The organism is Variovorax sp. ZS18.2.2 (genome assembly GCF_024701975.1).
Taxonomy (GTDB): domain Bacteria; phylum Pseudomonadota; class Gammaproteobacteria; order Burkholderiales; family Burkholderiaceae_C; genus Variovorax.
Window position 1 is genome coordinate 1,897,085 of the sequence record NZ_JANLNM010000001.1, and the last position, 14,528, is coordinate 1,911,612.

Consider the following 14,528-nt stretch of genomic DNA (forward strand, 5'->3'; position numbering starts at 1 on the left):
ATGAGAATCTTCAAAGCCCCCAAGATGACCGGCGTCGATGGCGATGCCGTGGTGCGCGAAGCCCGCACGCTGATCGCGAAGAACCTCGACCAGCCCGCGCGCCGCGCCTTCCTGCAGCGCTCGCTCACGCTGGGCGGTCTCTCGCTGCTCACGGGCTGCAGCATCAGCGACGACAGCCATGTCGAAGCCGCGCTCTCGAAGATCTCGCGCTTCAACGACAAGGTGCAGGGCCTGATCTTCAGCCCGACGCAGCTCGCGGAGACCTTCCCCGAGTCGATGATCACGCGGCCGTTTCCGTTCAACGCCTACTACGGCGAGGACGAGATCCGCGAGGTCGACGAAGCCACCTACAAGCTCGAAGTGACCGGCATGGTCGCCGACAAGCGCAGCTGGACGCTGCCCGAGCTGCGCGCGATGCCGCAGCACGACCAGGTCACGCGGCACATCTGCGTGGAAGGCTGGAGCGCCATCGGCAAATGGGGCGGCGTGCGCTTTGCTGATTTCCTCCGCCACATCGGCGCGGACACCACCGCCAAGTACGTCGGCTTCAAGTGCGCCGACGACTACTACACCAGCATCGACATGCCCACCGCGCTGCATCCGCAGACGCTGCTCACGCTCACCTACGACGGGCAGCCGCTGCCGCCGAAGTACGGCTTCCCGATGAAGCTGCGCATGCCGACCAAGCTTGGCTACAAGAACCCCAAGCACATCAAGGCGATGTTCGTCACCAACACCTACACAGGTGGCTACTGGGAAGACCAGGGCTACAACTGGTTCGGAGGGAGCTGAGGCGTCTTCACGACGCCTGAACTGCCGATGAAAAGCGCGAAAGCAAAAACCTCAACTCAACCTCAACTCAAGGACTTCCAATGAACAAGCTCACCGCAACCCTGCTCGCAACCTGCATGGCCTTCGCTGGCGCCTCGGCCTTCGCCGCGGATGAAATGGCGAAAGACGGCATGGCCAAGGATTCGATGTCGAAGGACGGCATGAAGAAAGACTCGATGGCCAAGGACTCCATGGCCAAAGACGGCATGAAGAAGGATTCGATGGCCAAGGACTCGATGTCCAAGGACGCCATGAAGAAGGACAGCATGGGCAAGGACGAGATGAAGAAGTAAGGCACGCGCCATTGACGACCGGTGGATTCGGCGGCAATGTCGCCGCCATCGGCTTCGCGCTTCCACGCGCAAACCTCCTCTGAAGGACAACCCATGAAATCCCTCGCACTCACCGCTGGCGCACTGGCTGCCGCGGCCTTCGTCTGGTACGCGGTGCCCTCCTTCGCCGAACCGGCCAAGCGCGTGCCCGCCCCCACCGCCGACCTGGTCGCACCGGCCACCGCGAAAACCGAAACCGCCGTGTTCGCGGGCGGCTGCTTCTGGGGCGTTCAGGGCGTTTTCCAGCGCGTCAAGGGCGTGAGCAACGCGGTGTCGGGCTATGCCGGCGGCGATGCGAAGACCGCGCGTTACGACGAAGTGGGCTCGGGCCGCACCGGCCATGCCGAATCGGTGCGCATCACCTACGACCCCACACAGGTGAGCTACGGCAAGCTGCTGCAGATCTATTTCTCGGTGGCGCACGACCCGACCGAATTGAATCGCCAGGGTCCCGACACCGGCACGCAATACCGCTCCACCGTGTTCGCTGAAAACGCCGAGCAGGCCCGCATCGCCAAGGAATACATCGCGCAGTTGAACCAGGCCAAGACCTTCGGCAAGCCGCTCGCGACCACCATCGAGACGGCCAAGCCTTTCTACGCGGCCGAGGACTACCACCAGGACTACCTCACGCTCAACCCGAGCCAGCCCTACATCGCGATCAACGACATGCCCAAGATCGACGACCTGAAGAAGCTGTTCCCCGAGAGCTACAAGGCGACGCCGTCGCTGGTGCGCGGCGCGAAGGCCGGATAGTCAACCTAGCGTGGTGCGGCCTCTCCGCATCGCGCTGGTGCGAGCCCGCACCCATACGACCCGATAGCCCTGCCCGTACACGGCCCGCAACAGCAGGCCGCTTCCGCACAGCCGCTGCGGAGATTTCGAGCACCTTCGTTCCCTTGGGCAACGCATCGGCTTTCTACGGTTTCCTCATCGGGCTGCGCCTGGCCCGAGGCCGGCCGCCCGCTGCTATCCACCCGGATGCTCGTTTTGGGTGCGCTCGACAAATTGCGCGACCTGTAAATCACTCAATACATCGAACGGCCAATTCGCATATCCCCTCAATTCCTGGGCCGATTTCACAGAAATTCACCTCCAAATGTTAGCGATGATTGTTAATTATTGATATCAAGTAATCGCCATTGTTTCCGCGTTTTCGGATAACTAGACTGCGCCTCTACTTGCAAAGTGCAGGTAGCAATCTGTCTATTAATCCAGGGAACGTAAATGAAAAAGAGCGTATTTGTTGTTAAGTTCGCGGCGCTGGCCGTGGCCGGTGTGTTGTCGCAAGGCGCTTTTGCTGCCGACGGCACCATTAAATTCGAGGGTGAAATTGTTGACGCCCCTTGCTCGATCTCGCCCAACAGCCAGAACCTGACTGTGCCGCTCGGCAAGGTTTCGCGCACGGTGCTCGACGGCGGTGTGGGCAAGAAGGCCACGCCGGCCAAGTTCAACATCGAACTGCTGAATTGCCCCGCGGCCTCCAAGGGCGCGAGCGTGACCTTCACCGGCCCCGCCAATGCAGCCGGGCAACTGCGCATCGACGCCGGCATGGCTGCCGGTTCGTTTGCCGAAGGCGTGGCCATCGAACTCCGAGACTCCGGCTCCAAGTCGTTTGCAGCCAATGCAGAGTCGCCGGTGTACGTCCTGGCTGAAGGCGCCAATGCACTGAAGTTCGAGGCCGCCTATATCTCCACGGCCGCCAAAGTGACCACCGGCCGCGGTGACGCGACCGCCCTGTTCACGGTCAACTACAAGTAAGCAGTGCTGGCGGCATCTGCGGCCGACTGAGGCTTTTTGAGCATTCAGTCCCGCGTGATGCCCGCCAAGGCCTGACGTCGTCCCGAGGCCTCGCTTGCGCGGTTTCGTCAGGCCTTTTTTTCCCCTTTCGCTTTCTCTCGACTGTGCGTGGACACGTGCTCCGGCTCGTGCGGCTCCGTACGTCAAGGACCCTTTATGTACAGCAAGAACAGCTTTCGGTGGGCCTTCGGCATGGTGCTGATGCTTTGCCTCCAGTGGCCGGCCAGCGCGGGCGTGATGCTCGGCGGCACCCGCGTGATTCTGGGCGAGAAGGACCGCGAAGCCTCCATTCCGGTGAAGAACACCGGCACCTCGCCCTATGTGGTCCAGGCCTGGATCGACGTTGGCGAAAGCAAGAACAAGGCTCCCCTGCTCGTCACGCCGCCGCTGTCGCGGCTGGACCCGGGCAAGGAAAACATCCTGCGCATCCTGCGCGTGGCCGGCGAGTTGCCGGCCGACCGAGAGTCGGTGTTCTGGCTCAACGTCAAGGAGATTCCCGAGAAGTCGAGCGAAGAGAACGTGCTGCAGATCGCGGTACGCAGCCGCATCAAGCTGTTCTACCGACCCTCGAAGCTCGCGGGCAAATCGATGGAGTCGCGCGGCCAACTCAAGTGGGCGGTGAGCGCGGGCGCCGAGGGCCAGGGCGCCGTGCTCAAGGTCGGCAACCCGACGGCCTACCACGTGACCTTTACCGGGCTGAACATCGACAACGGCCAGCAGTTGATCAACGCCGACATGGTGCCGCCGTTCGGCGAGATGAGTTATCCACTGACTGCAGTGAAGGCGCCGCAGGCTGTCCAGGTCAACTTCACCACGCTCAACGACTACGGCGGCGAGACGCCTGAAGAGCGCGTGCAGGTTCCGGCGGGCGCCGAGCCCGTCGCCGTGAAGGCCGAACTGGTTCCCCAGCCTGCACCTTCCGCCGACGGCGACAAGCGCTGAGACGCCGGAGACACGCCGCCATGCGCCGCTCCTCTGCTCTTCGTGCTCCGTTCCGACTGACGCTGTGCGCCGCCTTGCTGGGCGCGATGGGCGCTCCAGGCCATGCGCAGGAGCGGTTGGCCGGCTCCAGTTTCAACAAGGAATTCCTCGGCATCGGCGGTGATCAGCCGCATGCCGACCTTTCGCTGTTCTCCTTTGGCAATCGCGTGCTGCCGGGTAAGTACATGGTCGACGTGTCGCTCAACGAGCGTGGCGCCGGGCAGACCGAGATCCGCTTCGCCGACAAGGAGGGCAAGAACGACGCGGCACCCTGCCTCACACGCCGGATGCTCGACGATTGGGGCGTCAACACGGCGGTGTTTCCCGCGCTGGCGGAGGCTGCGGACGACGCTTGCGTCGACCTGGTCACGATCATTCCCGATGCGGCCTTCTCCTACGATGCCGGCAAACAGCGCCTGTTCGTGAGCATCCCGCAGGCGGCGCTCAAGCGCTCGGCGCGCGGGGCGGTCGACCCCGGGAAATGGGACAGGGGCATCACTGCCGCGATGCTGGACTACCAGCTCAACTTCGCGCGCTACAGCGGGGACAACTACCGCAACGACGCCAACCCCTTCGCGCAGCCGCAGAACGTGTTCGACGGCAACCCCTTCGCCGAACGCAACAAGACCTTGCAACGCAATACCCTGTTCGCGGGTCTGCGCGCTGGCTTCAACTATGGCGACTGGCGCTTCCGCCATTTCTCGACCTACAACCGCGGCATCGACGGCAAGAGCCGCTGGCAGGGCATCAACACCTACGCGCAGCGCGACCTGGCCTCGATCAACGGACGCCTCCAGATCGGCGACGGCAACACGCCCGGCAACTTCTTCGACAGCCTGCCGTACCGCGGCGTGCAGCTCTCTTCCGACGAAGCGATGCTGCCCGACAGTCAGCAGGGCTACGCACCCACCATCCGCGGCGTGGCGCAGACCAATGCGCGCGTCACGGTGCGCCAGAACGGCTACGTCATCTACAGCACCTTCGTGGCGCCGGGCGCGTTCGTCATTGACGACCTGTATCCGACCTCTTCCAGCGGCGACCTGGAAGTGACCATCGTGGAAGCCGACGGCCGCCAGACCAAGTACACGCAGGCCTTCTCGGCTGTCCCCACGCTGTTGCGCGAAGGCACCTGGCGCTATTCCGCCACCGTCGGCAAGTACCGCAACAGCCTCCACGGCGGTGGCGACGTGGTGCAGATACTGCAGCCCTCGCTCTCGCAGCCGGTCTTCATGCAGGCGACGCTCGCACGCGGGCTGGGCAACGAGTTCTCGGTCTATGGCGGCGTGCTGATGGCGAACATGTACCAGTCGCTGCTCGCGGGCGTGGGCAAGAACCTGCGCGATTTCGGTGCGGTGTCGTTCGACCTGTCGAGCGCGCGCACCACCGACCGCACGCCCGCCAACGGCCAGAAGACCTATGACGGCCAGTCGGTGCGCTTCCTCTATTCGAAGTCGTTTCTCACCTCGGGCACCAACTTCCGCGTGGCGGGCTACCGCTACTCGACCAGCGGCTACCGCACCTTCCAGGAAGCGGTGCAGATGCAGGACCTGCGGCCCTTCGAGTCGTTCAACAGCCGCCGCAACGAAGTGCGCTTCGAGGTCTCGCAGCAGATCGGCAGCCTGGGTAACGTGTTCGCTTCCGCACGTCAGCAGAGCTACTGGGGCATGAGCGCAAAAGACCGGCTGGTGCAGGTCGGCTATTCGGGCAGCTACAAGCAATTCGGCTACAGCGTCTTCTACAACCACACCACGAACCTGAACCGCCCTGCGGTGCGCCAGGTGATGTTCACGCTGAGCATTCCGCTGGGCGACACGCACGCCAGTGCGATGTACTCCGTCACCCGCGACAGCGCCGGCCGCGTCAACCAGCAGGCCAGCGTCTACGGCTCGGCCTTCGACGACAGCCGCCTGACTTACAACATGACAGCCAGTGCCGCGAACCAGGGTGGTGGCAGCAGCGGCAGTGCGAGCGCGAGCTACCTGTCGCAGGTCGGCCGCTTCGACATCGGCCACTCGCAGGGCCGAGGCTATGGCCAGAGCACCTTCGGCATGTCCGGCGGCATGCTGATTCACGGCGGTGGCATCACCCTGTCGCAGCCGCTGGGCGAAACGATCGCGCTCGTGCAGGCGCCCAAGGCGGAGGGCGTGGGCTTCGAGTCGCAGCCCGGCGTTCGCACCGATGGCGCAGGCAACGCCGTGATCTCCAACGTGACCTCGTACCGCATCAACCGCCTGGCATTGAAAACACAGGACCTGGGCGACACGGTGGACGTGAAGAACGGTGCGCTGGAAGTGGTGCCGACCCGCGGCGCCGTGGTGCGGGCCCTGTTCGAGACCTCGATCGGCTACCGCCTCATGTTGACGCTCACCGGCAAGGACGGCCAGCCGCTTCCCTTCGGTTCGCGCATCGAGAACGAAGGCGGCCAGGAGGTGGGCATCGTCGGCCCCGATGGCCTGGCCTTCGTGACCGGTGCGGGCGAGGCCGGCACGCTCAAGGTGACCTGGGGGCATGGCGACGCTGCGCAGTGTGCGGTGCGCTATCGACTCACGCCGCAAGACACTCCCGCGCCGATCCGCGAGTTGAAGGAAACATGCCAGTGAAAAACACCGAACACATGACCGCAACCATGGCCACTTCCCGAGCCGGGTGCCTGAAGCATCCTGCAGGCCTGGCGATTGCCGCGCTCGGCCTGCTGCTTGCAGGCACACCCGACGCGATGGCGGCATGCAGCCCCCACCCCGAATTCAAGACCACCAACCTCGCTCCCCTGCAGATGACAGTCGGACGCGTCTTCATCAGCCCGAACGACCCGGTGGGCACGATCTATCCATCCAACAGTCCGACCGACGGGTACATGTTCCCAGTCAATCCCCAAACCGATGTGCCGCCGTTCACTTGCCCAGGCGGTGGCTCGTTGCTCGGGAGGGTTCTCTCGGGAGGGACGCAAATTGACTCGGACAACTGGTTCACGACCAACGTTGAGGGCATCGCGATCCAGCTCTCTCGCAATCGCGGTGGAGTTTTCATCTCCTACCCCCATACGATTCCCTTTCGTGGCCCGGAGTTCGACACGGTGGGCTTCTTCCAAAGCGATCTGAAATTCGTCGTGAGGCTGAAGAAAATCGCACGGGTCACAGGAAGCGGCCGCTTGGCCGAGGGTATCTACAGCACCTACACGGGCGACGGATCCTCCACCTCGGTACTGACCACCCAGGTGCTCGGTGACGCAATCACCATCGTCACCCCGACCTGCACGGTCGATACAGGCAGCAAGACCGTCAACGTCCCGCTGGGCAAGCAGCCCAGGAGTTCGTTCAAGGGCATCAACAGCACCTCGCCGGCCACGCCTTTCAACATCCGGCTCAATTGCAATGCTGGCGTGGGCAGTCCGTTGAATCAGGTGTATCTGCGCATGGACTCCAACAGCGCAGTGGCTGGAGTTCCTGGTTTGCTGAAACTGACACCCGGTGTGGGCAATGCAACAGGCGTCGGCATCCAGGTTCGTGACTGGAATGACGTGCTGGTGGAGTTCGGCGGGAGCGGTTCGTTCGCGGGAGTCTCCAAGGACGGTGTCTTCGATCTTCGCTACACCGCCCGCTACATCCAGACGGGCCCATCGGTCACAACGGGCAGCGCCAACAGCACGGCGACTTTCACGATCAACTACAAATAGTGGAGCCGCCCACTCGCATGCAAAAGAAGGGAACAGACAAGGACCAGACGCCAGGCCCAAAGAGTCCGGCATTGGACATGCTGCCCTTCGTTCCTTTTGAGAATCCGAATATCTTTGACTAGCCCTATGCGAACTGGCTCCTATCTAGGCGAATTTTTCTCTGCAATCAAACAAGTTCTGACCCCCGATCTTTCGCGCAGCTCAGGCGTCTTGGTGCGCATTCCCCGCCGCAACTGGATGCATCTTTTTCCTTGGCTTCGCCTCTACTACTGCCCTCAAAGCAAAACAACAAGGCTCTACTCCCGCGCCAAAGTCGATGTTGCGCGCGAGGGGTTTGCGATACGGCAGCCTGAGCGGTTTCGAAACCTCGCATCCAAAGCCTGCACGCAGCCTTCACTCGAAGAATCTTCGGCAGGCAAGGAAATTCCGACACCGCGCGAGAAGATCCTCTTCACCGAATCGAGAAATCCACATCTCGAAGGCCGACAAAATGCCTCGCCGCCAGAGCCATGGAAGCAGCGTCGTGCAATGCGACGTGCCCGCGCATCCTCGCTGCGCGGAAAGCGTCCGGGCCCCGACGGGAAAACCTATGTGAGCACGGCACCAGGCACCGACGGCCAGATTCACGTGGTCGTTCGCGTTGAACTGGCTGGGCTTGCTCCCGGAATCAGCCTTCAACGCTCGATGACCAACGTCACGACTTGAAGGCAAGAAGTGAAGAAGCGTCCGAATGTTGGAGTCCGCCGATCTCTGACCCTGGACTTCCATTGGCCACCGCCCCACCCGCTTTGTGAGCCGAAGGCCTCACGGTGCGGGTGAGTGCCGGGTGTTCTCCTTGCGCGGATCTGCCGCACATTGCGCCGCAGCTTCCGCGATCTGGTGGCCCCGATCGCGAGCGAGGTCGCGGCACCTTGCCGAAAGCGCTCCACGCGCAAACGTGTGCGAATCGTTAGCGGACAACACAGGAATTTCTTCGAGAAAGTCGCATTCTTGACATCTAGAGGGATGCGCCTGCATGTAGGAAATTAGATTTCATTCCGCCCATCGATGTTGGAGGAGGAACCCGGAGGCTGATGGAGGCCGCCGCGACGAGATGACGCGTTGAGACGCCGCCAGGCGTTCTTCATCGGACGTCGTCTCGCATGCAAATCAAATCATCGCCTCTCATTGATTTTTCAAAAAAATGAGGCAAAAGAATTCCCGAGAAATTTAAAGCATGGAAGCTCATGATTGCAAGGCCCTTCAGAAAATCAAACGCACCATCTGACAAGGAGCAGGTATTTCTCGTTGCTTTGGTGGACAGCAATTTACCCAGAAGAAATTCTTTTCGTCAGCAATTGGATGTTTTGGGCTATGCATCGCTGGCGTTCGACTCTCCGCACGACCTGATCGTCGATCAATTCGATCCCCTGGAATTTGGATGCATGATCATCGCGTCGCAGGACGAATTCATTCATTCGCAAATACAGGCTGCAATGGAGAAATATAAATCGCCGATGCTGCTGGTCACCGCCAAAGAAAATTTCCCGGCCCTGTCGGTATTGGAGAAATTTTTTTCCGAATCCAACAGAGTTGATGTAATTCATGAGTCTTGCACCAGGCACGAACTGAGTTGGCGGCTGCATTTTTTAAAGCACCAGGCAGTCGAGGCTTCTGCCAGTATTGGTTTTTTCAATTTTGGCAAATACAGCTTCGACCTGAAGAGGCGCACGGCCTGGGTAGGGGAGGAAAAAATCCACCTGAAGCCATTGGAGTTCGATCTTTCGCTCGAGTTTTTTCAGAATATCAATTCTGTATTGACCAGAGAAAAACTCTACGCGCAATTTTGGGGAGAGTCACCTTGCTCCACAAAATCGAGAAAGCTTGACGTCTGCATTTCCAATGTGAGAAAAAAAATGCACATTGATGCCGACAAGGGGCTCATCTTGAGGTCGATCTATGGACGAGGTTACGAATTAAATTCATTGGATTCCGAGGACGGAATTTAAATAAATCACGTCGCAGGATGAACCTCACGCGCAATAAGCGTCAGGCGCCACACTCCGCTTCGACCGCGTAGCGCTTCAGTGCATCAAGGTCTCGTATCGCAATGGTTTTGTATTCCAGGCTGATCGCGCCGGAGGCCGCAATGGCCTTGAGGACTCTGTGTACAGCCTGACGATTGGCCTGCAGCATCGTGGCCAAAGTTGCCTGTGATACCTGCAGGCGAATTGCAGACTCGCCTCTGGCACAGGTTCCATAGAGTGCAGCCAGCCTCTCGATGGTGGCTGCGGCACGTTGCTGCAGCGAACCTGCGATCTGTGTGCTCACTATGCTCACTTGAATTGCGCTTTGGTGCGTCATCATGAGCACCATTTCTTTCCAGAGTGCCGGCTCGCGGTCCATCAATTCCACAATCAAGGACGTTGGCATATGAATTGCCATGACGGCAGAATGCGCCGCGAGGGCAAGTACAGTATGGCTGGTTCCACCAAATATCTGGGCAATTCCCACAAAGACTCCGCAACCCATCATCATCATGTTGAATTGCTCTCCATCCCGAGATATATGGGAGACCATGACCTCTCCCGAAATAACGAGAAAACTCTCCCCTGCCGCGCACAAATCGGTTGATAAGACAAAGCCGGCGGCATGCCGGCCTATTTGCGAGAAAGCCAGCAGTCGATTCATGGCCTCGCGAGACCACGGCGAAAAGGCCCGATTCATCCGCAGAAAGTTCTCCATCAGAACAAGATCGCCAGGGGTGTTTTTTATTTTTTCGGTCATACCACTTCTTTTCTGCCGGATGAAGGATATGGATGGGCCATTTTTTTCAGTGCGGATTCATCCAGGATCACGACCGCATTGAGCCTCAGCTTGATGACGCCAATGGCCTCCCAGGAAGTCAATTCCTTGTTGATGGATTGGCGGCTGACGCGCAACAGGCCTGCCAAATCCTTTTGCGTCAATCGCAAGTGAATGGCACTTTCCTTGTTGGCCTGAATGCCATGAAGAGCGGCAAGTTGTCTGATGGTGCTGGCGAGCCGCCATCTGAGCCCTCCGACGATCTGGCCGAGCACCATGTCTATCTGCTCACGCTCTTGCTGCATCAGCATGCGCCCCATGTCTTTCCATCGCATGGGGTCGCCGTCCAGCAGGCCGAAGAGCGAGTCGCCCGCCATGTGAATGGCAACGACGTCATCGTTCGCAACGTACTCACGGCGGCTCTCTTCGATGGAAAGCATGCTGGAAAAGCCGAGGATCTGGCGCGGTCCACGAAGCGCCCAGCGCAACCGGATGCCGTTGGGCGAGGTCTCGAACTGCATGACATGCCCCGTCACGATGACAAGGATTTCGGGCGCCTTCGCCAACGCCGACAACGAATCCCCGCGCCGATGCCAGCACAACCTGGAGGACGCCAGGAGCAAGCTCATGCTTGTGGACGACCACGACGAAAAGCCCTGCATTTTTCCCAGCGTGAGCGCCATCAGGTCTTTGTCGCTCGGGGTGGAACTGCTGGTGGTAGCCACTCGATTTCTCTCTTCTTTGCAGGGCGCAACCGTGCTGTTCTTCGCGTCAACTGTGATTTTGGGGCGCTGGGCATGGCGCATGCGCCTGGCGCAGATCGGCCGGTGACCCAGCGATTCGAATTTTTTCGTGGCGGCAAGGATCCGCGCCTACGAATTGTCCAACAGGGCATTGAACAACCCCTCGCGCGGACCTGGCATCCATCGCCGCGCCTCCTGTGGCCGCCGCGCATCGCAGACCCAGTGCGTCACCGCACCGAAAGGCACCACCGAGACCAGCGCGCGCTGGCCCCACTTGAGTCCGCCGGCGCCCGCTTACAACAACCTCGATCGCCTGGCCTGCTCCGTCAGCTCCGCCCGGAAATCCGGGTGCGCGATCGCAATCAGTTCCTGCGCCCGCTGCTTCGCCGACTTGCCGCGCAACTGCGCCACGCCGTATTCGGTGACCACGTAATTGATGTCGTTCTTGCTCGTGCTCACATGCGTGCCGGGCGAGAGCGAGGGCACGATGCGCGAGATGGTGTCGCCCTTGGCCGTCGAAGGCAGCACGATGAAGGCCTTGCCGCCGCGCGAGCGGTTGGCCGCGCGCACGAAGTCCGACTGCCCGCCCGTGCCCGAGTACGGCGCATGCCCGAGGCTCTCGGAGCCGCACTGGCCCAGCAGGTCGATCTGCATCGTGGCGTTGATCGCGATGAGGTTGTCGTTGAGCCCGGCCAGCGCCGGGTCGTTGGTGAAGTTCACCGGATGCATCTCCAGCGACGGATTGCGGTCCATGAAGCGGTACAGCTTGCCCGACCCCAGCGCAAAGGTGGCGATGGTCTTGCCCGGCAGGTAGTTCTTGCGGCGGTTGGTCACAGCCCCGCTCTCGATCAGCTTCAGGATGCCGTCGCCGATCATCTCGGTGTGAATGCCCAGGTCATGCTTGTGCGTGAGCTGCATCACCACCGCATCGGGAATGCCGCCATAGCCGATCTGCAGCGTCGAGCCGTCGTCGATCAGGTCGGCCACATGCTTGCCGATGGCCTCCTGCACCGGGCCGATCTTCGGCAGGCCGACTTCCATGACCGGCGCATCGCTTTCGACGAACGCCGCCACCTGCGAGATGTGCACATGGCAGTTGCCGTGGGCGAAGGGCACGTTCGGGTTCACCTCGAGCACGACCGCACGCGCCTTGGCGATGGCGGCCATCGTGTAGTCGGCGCCCAGGCTCACGGCGAAGTAGCCGTGCGCGTCCATCGGCGAGGCCATGCTGAAGACCACCTCGGCGGGAATCTGGCCGCGCTCGATCTGCACGGGAATCTCAGAGAAGTAGTTGGGGATGAAATCGATCCACCCCTCCTGCCCACCCGCGCGCGTGGCGCCACCGAAGAACAGCGCGACGTGACGCACATGGTCCACGGTCTCGGGGTCGATGTAGGCGTACTTGCGCATCGCGAGGATCTGCGCAACCTTGACGTCGCGGAAGTCGCGGCGCTGCTCCGACAAGGCCGTGAGCAACGACGGCGGCTCGCCGACGCCGGTCGGCACGATGATGAGGTCGCCGTTGCGCACCAGGCGCACGGCATCGGCGGCGGAAACGCGCTTCTGCGCGTACAGGTCCTGGACGGTCATTCGCTCTTTCTCTTCTCTATCGCGGCGCGTCGGCCTGTGCGTCGTAGCTGCCGCCGCGCGCGGCCTTGTTGCAGTTCGTGCGGAACACGAGCGCCTGCTGCGCCTCTGCGACATTGGCGGCCTGGCCCTTCCAGAGATCGAGCGCCGGCTGCTGCACCGCGCGCGAGAACGAAAAGGTCAGCGCCCAGGGCATGCGCGACTTGAACTTCACGTTCATTGCGTTGAGCCGCGCGGACGCCAGTTGCGCCGATTGCCCACCCGAGAGGAACGCCACGCCGGGCACCACGGCAGGCACCGTGCGCAAGAGGCAAGCCACCGTCGCATCGGCCACCGCTTCGACGCTGTCCTGCGTCTGGCTGCCCTGCCCCGGCAGCACCATGTTCGGCTTGAGCAGCATGCCTTCGAGCAACACGCCCTGTGCGTTCAGTTGAACGAACACCTCGCGCAGAACTTCTTCGGTCACTTCCGCGCACCGCGCCAGCGAATGGCCGCCATCCATCAGCACCTCGGGCTCGACGATCGGCACCACGCCGGCCTCCTGGCACAGCGCCGCATAGCGTGCGAGCGCATGGGCGTTGACGTCGATACAGGCCCGCGTAGGCAGGCCATCGCCGATGGCGATCACCCCGCGCCACTTCGCGAAGCGGGCGCCCATGCCGACATACTCGGCCAGCCGCTCGCGCAGGCCATCGAGCCCTTCGGTGACCGTCTCGCCGGGATGGCCGGCCAGCGCCTTCGCGCCCATGTCGACCTTGATGCCGGGGATGATTCCCGCGTCGGCCAGTGCCTTGGCGAAGGGCTTTCCGGCGTTGGTTGTCTGGCGGATGGTTTCGTCGAAGAGGATCGCGCCGCTGATGCTGTCGCCCAGGCCGGGCGCGGTGACGATCAGCTCGCGCCAGTCGCGCCGCGCGCTCTCGGTCTGCGGGATGTTCAGCGCGGCGAAGCGCTTGTTGCAGGTGGCGTTGCTCTCGTCCATCGCGAGCAGGCCCTTGTCGCCGGCGACCAGCGCCTGTGCGGTATCGATCAGTGTCTGTGCAGTCATTGGGGCACCTTTCTGGCGGGCATCCTACGCCCCACGGAGGACGCGTGTACCAACGCTACCTGATCGCCAGCCGACTTGGCATGCCTGCCAATGCGGCGCCCCGGGTCTTTGCCAAACGGACACCGGTGCGCAGTAACCTCCGCGAGCCGGGACGGAAAGGAAACCAGGATGAACAGCGGGTCTCACAACGCGTCACTCAAACGCCATGCGCACCGTGCCAACGGATCGGCCCTTCTGCGCGGCCTGGCGCTTGCCGTCGCCGTGTCCGGCGCGGCCCCGGCGTTCGCGGAGTTGGGCGGAGCCCCCACCCTCGGGCTTACCCAGCGGGTTGCCGCCGAATCGCGCAAGGCTGCCGCTCCGACGGCCGGCAACGCGGTGACGGAAACCTCGACCGGCTGGAGCACCCGCGAAGTCACGCTGCCCGATGGCCTGGTCGAACGCGAATACCTGGGCGCCGATGGCACCGTGTTCGCGGTGGCGTGGCGCGGCCCGCACCGTCCGGAACTGTCGGTGCTGCTGGGTACGCCATACGCCACGCAAATGTCCCGCGACGCCCGTGCGCTGCGCCGGCAAGGCAGGGGCGCTCACGGCAGCACCTCGCAAATGGGCGAGACATTCGCTGTGCAGGCCAGCACGCACCAGCGCTCCTCGGTGGGCGTTGCCTGGCTGCCCCGGATGCTGCCCCCCGGCACCGACCCGAGCGCGCTGTCCATCGCGCCGGGCTCCTGACACGACGACGCTTTTCTTCTGCG

The 14,528-nt window shown here is 62.1% G+C and carries 15 protein-coding genes; 11 read left to right on the plus strand and 4 right to left on the minus strand.

The genetic code is table 11. The features are described 5' to 3' along the window. The 9 genes from NU688_RS08905 (at position 1) to NU688_RS08945 (ending at position 9,605) form a co-directional block, all read left to right on the plus strand. Positions 1-792 (plus strand): molybdopterin-binding protein, encoded by a 792-nt coding sequence (locus NU688_RS08905; RefSeq protein WP_206173619.1) that lies wholly within the window; start codon positions 1-3, stop codon positions 790-792. A gap of 80 nt (positions 793-872) precedes the next feature. Further along, entirely contained in the window at positions 873-1,124 is a 252-nt protein-coding gene (locus NU688_RS08910; RefSeq protein WP_257860172.1) for a pentapeptide MXKDX repeat protein, read from the plus strand. Between the two features lie 93 nt (positions 1,125-1,217). Further along, entirely contained in the window at positions 1,218-1,919 is a 702-nt protein-coding gene (msrA, locus tag NU688_RS08915) for a peptide-methionine (S)-S-oxide reductase MsrA (protein WP_257860173.1), read from the plus strand. A 471-nt stretch (positions 1,920-2,390) separates the two neighbouring features. Beyond that, positions 2,391-2,924 carry a fimbrial protein gene (locus NU688_RS08920; protein WP_257860174.1) on the plus strand — a complete coding sequence of 178 codons (534 nt, stop codon included), beginning with the start codon at positions 2,391-2,393 and terminating at the stop codon, positions 2,922-2,924. A 195-nt stretch (positions 2,925-3,119) separates the two neighbouring features. Continuing rightward, the gene (locus tag NU688_RS08925) at positions 3,120-3,905 is read left to right on the plus strand and encodes a molecular chaperone (RefSeq protein ID WP_257860175.1); all 786 of its coding nucleotides are present in this window, start codon (positions 3,120-3,122) and stop codon (positions 3,903-3,905) included. Between the two features lie 20 nt (positions 3,906-3,925). Continuing rightward, the gene (locus NU688_RS08930) at positions 3,926-6,544 is read left to right on the plus strand and encodes a fimbria/pilus outer membrane usher protein (RefSeq protein ID WP_257860176.1); all 2,619 of its coding nucleotides are present in this window, start codon (positions 3,926-3,928) and stop codon (positions 6,542-6,544) included. Beyond that, positions 6,541-7,617 (plus strand): fimbrial protein, encoded by a 1,077-nt coding sequence (locus NU688_RS08935; protein WP_257860177.1) that lies wholly within the window; start codon positions 6,541-6,543, stop codon positions 7,615-7,617. Before NU688_RS08930 ends, NU688_RS08935 begins: the two co-directional genes overlap by 4 nt. A gap of 126 nt (positions 7,618-7,743) precedes the next feature. Then, positions 7,744-8,322 (plus strand): hypothetical protein, encoded by a 579-nt coding sequence (locus tag NU688_RS08940; RefSeq protein ID WP_257860178.1) that lies wholly within the window; start codon positions 7,744-7,746, stop codon positions 8,320-8,322. A gap of 521 nt (positions 8,323-8,843) precedes the next feature. Beyond that, entirely contained in the window at positions 8,844-9,605 is a 762-nt protein-coding gene (locus NU688_RS08945) for a winged helix-turn-helix domain-containing protein (protein WP_257860180.1), read from the plus strand. Positions 9,606-9,645: 40 nt separating this feature from the next. Here the strand turns inward: NU688_RS08945 and NU688_RS08950 are convergent, their stop codons facing one another. Together NU688_RS08950 and NU688_RS08955 are read right to left on the minus strand one after the other, a co-directional pair. Beyond that, on the minus strand, positions 9,646-10,383 hold the full coding sequence (locus NU688_RS08950; RefSeq protein WP_257860181.1) for a Crp/Fnr family transcriptional regulator: 738 nt from the start codon (positions 10,381-10,383) through the stop codon (positions 9,646-9,648). After that, positions 10,380-10,922 (minus strand): Crp/Fnr family transcriptional regulator, encoded by a 543-nt coding sequence (locus NU688_RS08955; protein WP_257860182.1) that lies wholly within the window; start codon positions 10,920-10,922, stop codon positions 10,380-10,382. Before NU688_RS08955 ends, NU688_RS08950 begins: the two co-directional genes overlap by 4 nt. A 106-nt stretch (positions 10,923-11,028) precedes the next feature. Between NU688_RS08955 and NU688_RS08960 the strand changes: the two genes are divergently transcribed. After that, a complete protein-coding gene (locus NU688_RS08960; RefSeq protein WP_257860183.1) occupies positions 11,029-11,232 on the plus strand; it encodes a hypothetical protein in 204 nt (67 codons plus the stop codon). A gap of 206 nt (positions 11,233-11,438) precedes the next feature. Here the strand turns inward: NU688_RS08960 and NU688_RS08965 are convergent, their stop codons facing one another. Continuing rightward, on the minus strand, positions 11,439-12,734 hold the full coding sequence (locus NU688_RS08965) for an acetyl-CoA hydrolase/transferase family protein (protein WP_257860185.1): 1,296 nt from the start codon (positions 12,732-12,734) through the stop codon (positions 11,439-11,441). Between the two features lie 16 nt (positions 12,735-12,750). Next, positions 12,751-13,776, minus strand: a complete 1,026-nt coding sequence (locus NU688_RS08970) for a class I fructose-bisphosphate aldolase (protein WP_257860186.1) — start codon at positions 13,774-13,776, stop codon at positions 12,751-12,753. A gap of 168 nt (positions 13,777-13,944) precedes the next feature. On the opposite strand from NU688_RS08970, the gene NU688_RS08975 reads away from it, so the two are divergent. Continuing rightward, positions 13,945-14,505, plus strand: a complete 561-nt coding sequence (locus NU688_RS08975; RefSeq protein ID WP_257860187.1) for a DUF2844 domain-containing protein — start codon at positions 13,945-13,947, stop codon at positions 14,503-14,505. Positions 14,506-14,528: the final 23 nt, after the last annotated feature.

Bases quoted from the DNA above. Each gene is read 5' to 3' on its own strand.
- NU688_RS08955 (WP_257860182.1), bottom strand. From the start codon at position 10,922: ATGCAGTTCGAGACCTCGCCCAACGGCATCCGGTTGCGCTGGGCGCTT.
- NU688_RS08905 (WP_206173619.1), top strand. From the start codon at position 1: ATGAGAATCTTCAAAGCCCCCAAGATGACCGGCGTCGATGGCGATGCC.
- NU688_RS08910 (WP_257860172.1), top strand. From the start codon at position 873: ATGAACAAGCTCACCGCAACCCTGCTCGCAACCTGCATGGCCTTCGCT.
- NU688_RS08925 (WP_257860175.1), top strand. From the start codon at position 3,120: ATGTACAGCAAGAACAGCTTTCGGTGGGCCTTCGGCATGGTGCTGATG.
- NU688_RS08950 (WP_257860181.1), bottom strand. From the start codon at position 10,383: ATGACCGAAAAAATAAAAAACACCCCTGGCGATCTTGTTCTGATGGAG.
- NU688_RS08930 (WP_257860176.1), top strand. From the start codon at position 3,926: ATGCGCCGCTCCTCTGCTCTTCGTGCTCCGTTCCGACTGACGCTGTGC.
- NU688_RS08945 (WP_257860180.1), top strand. From the start codon at position 8,844: ATGATTGCAAGGCCCTTCAGAAAATCAAACGCACCATCTGACAAGGAG.
- NU688_RS08975 (WP_257860187.1), top strand. From the start codon at position 13,945: ATGAACAGCGGGTCTCACAACGCGTCACTCAAACGCCATGCGCACCGT.
- NU688_RS08970 (WP_257860186.1), bottom strand. From the start codon at position 13,776: ATGACTGCACAGACACTGATCGATACCGCACAGGCGCTGGTCGCCGGC.
- NU688_RS08920 (WP_257860174.1), top strand. From the start codon at position 2,391: ATGAAAAAGAGCGTATTTGTTGTTAAGTTCGCGGCGCTGGCCGTGGCC.
- NU688_RS08965 (WP_257860185.1), bottom strand. From the start codon at position 12,734: ATGACCGTCCAGGACCTGTACGCGCAGAAGCGCGTTTCCGCCGCCGAT.
- msrA (WP_257860173.1), top strand. From the start codon at position 1,218: ATGAAATCCCTCGCACTCACCGCTGGCGCACTGGCTGCCGCGGCCTTC.
- NU688_RS08940 (WP_257860178.1), top strand. From the start codon at position 7,744: ATGCGAACTGGCTCCTATCTAGGCGAATTTTTCTCTGCAATCAAACAA.
- NU688_RS08960 (WP_257860183.1), top strand. From the start codon at position 11,029: ATGCTTGTGGACGACCACGACGAAAAGCCCTGCATTTTTCCCAGCGTG.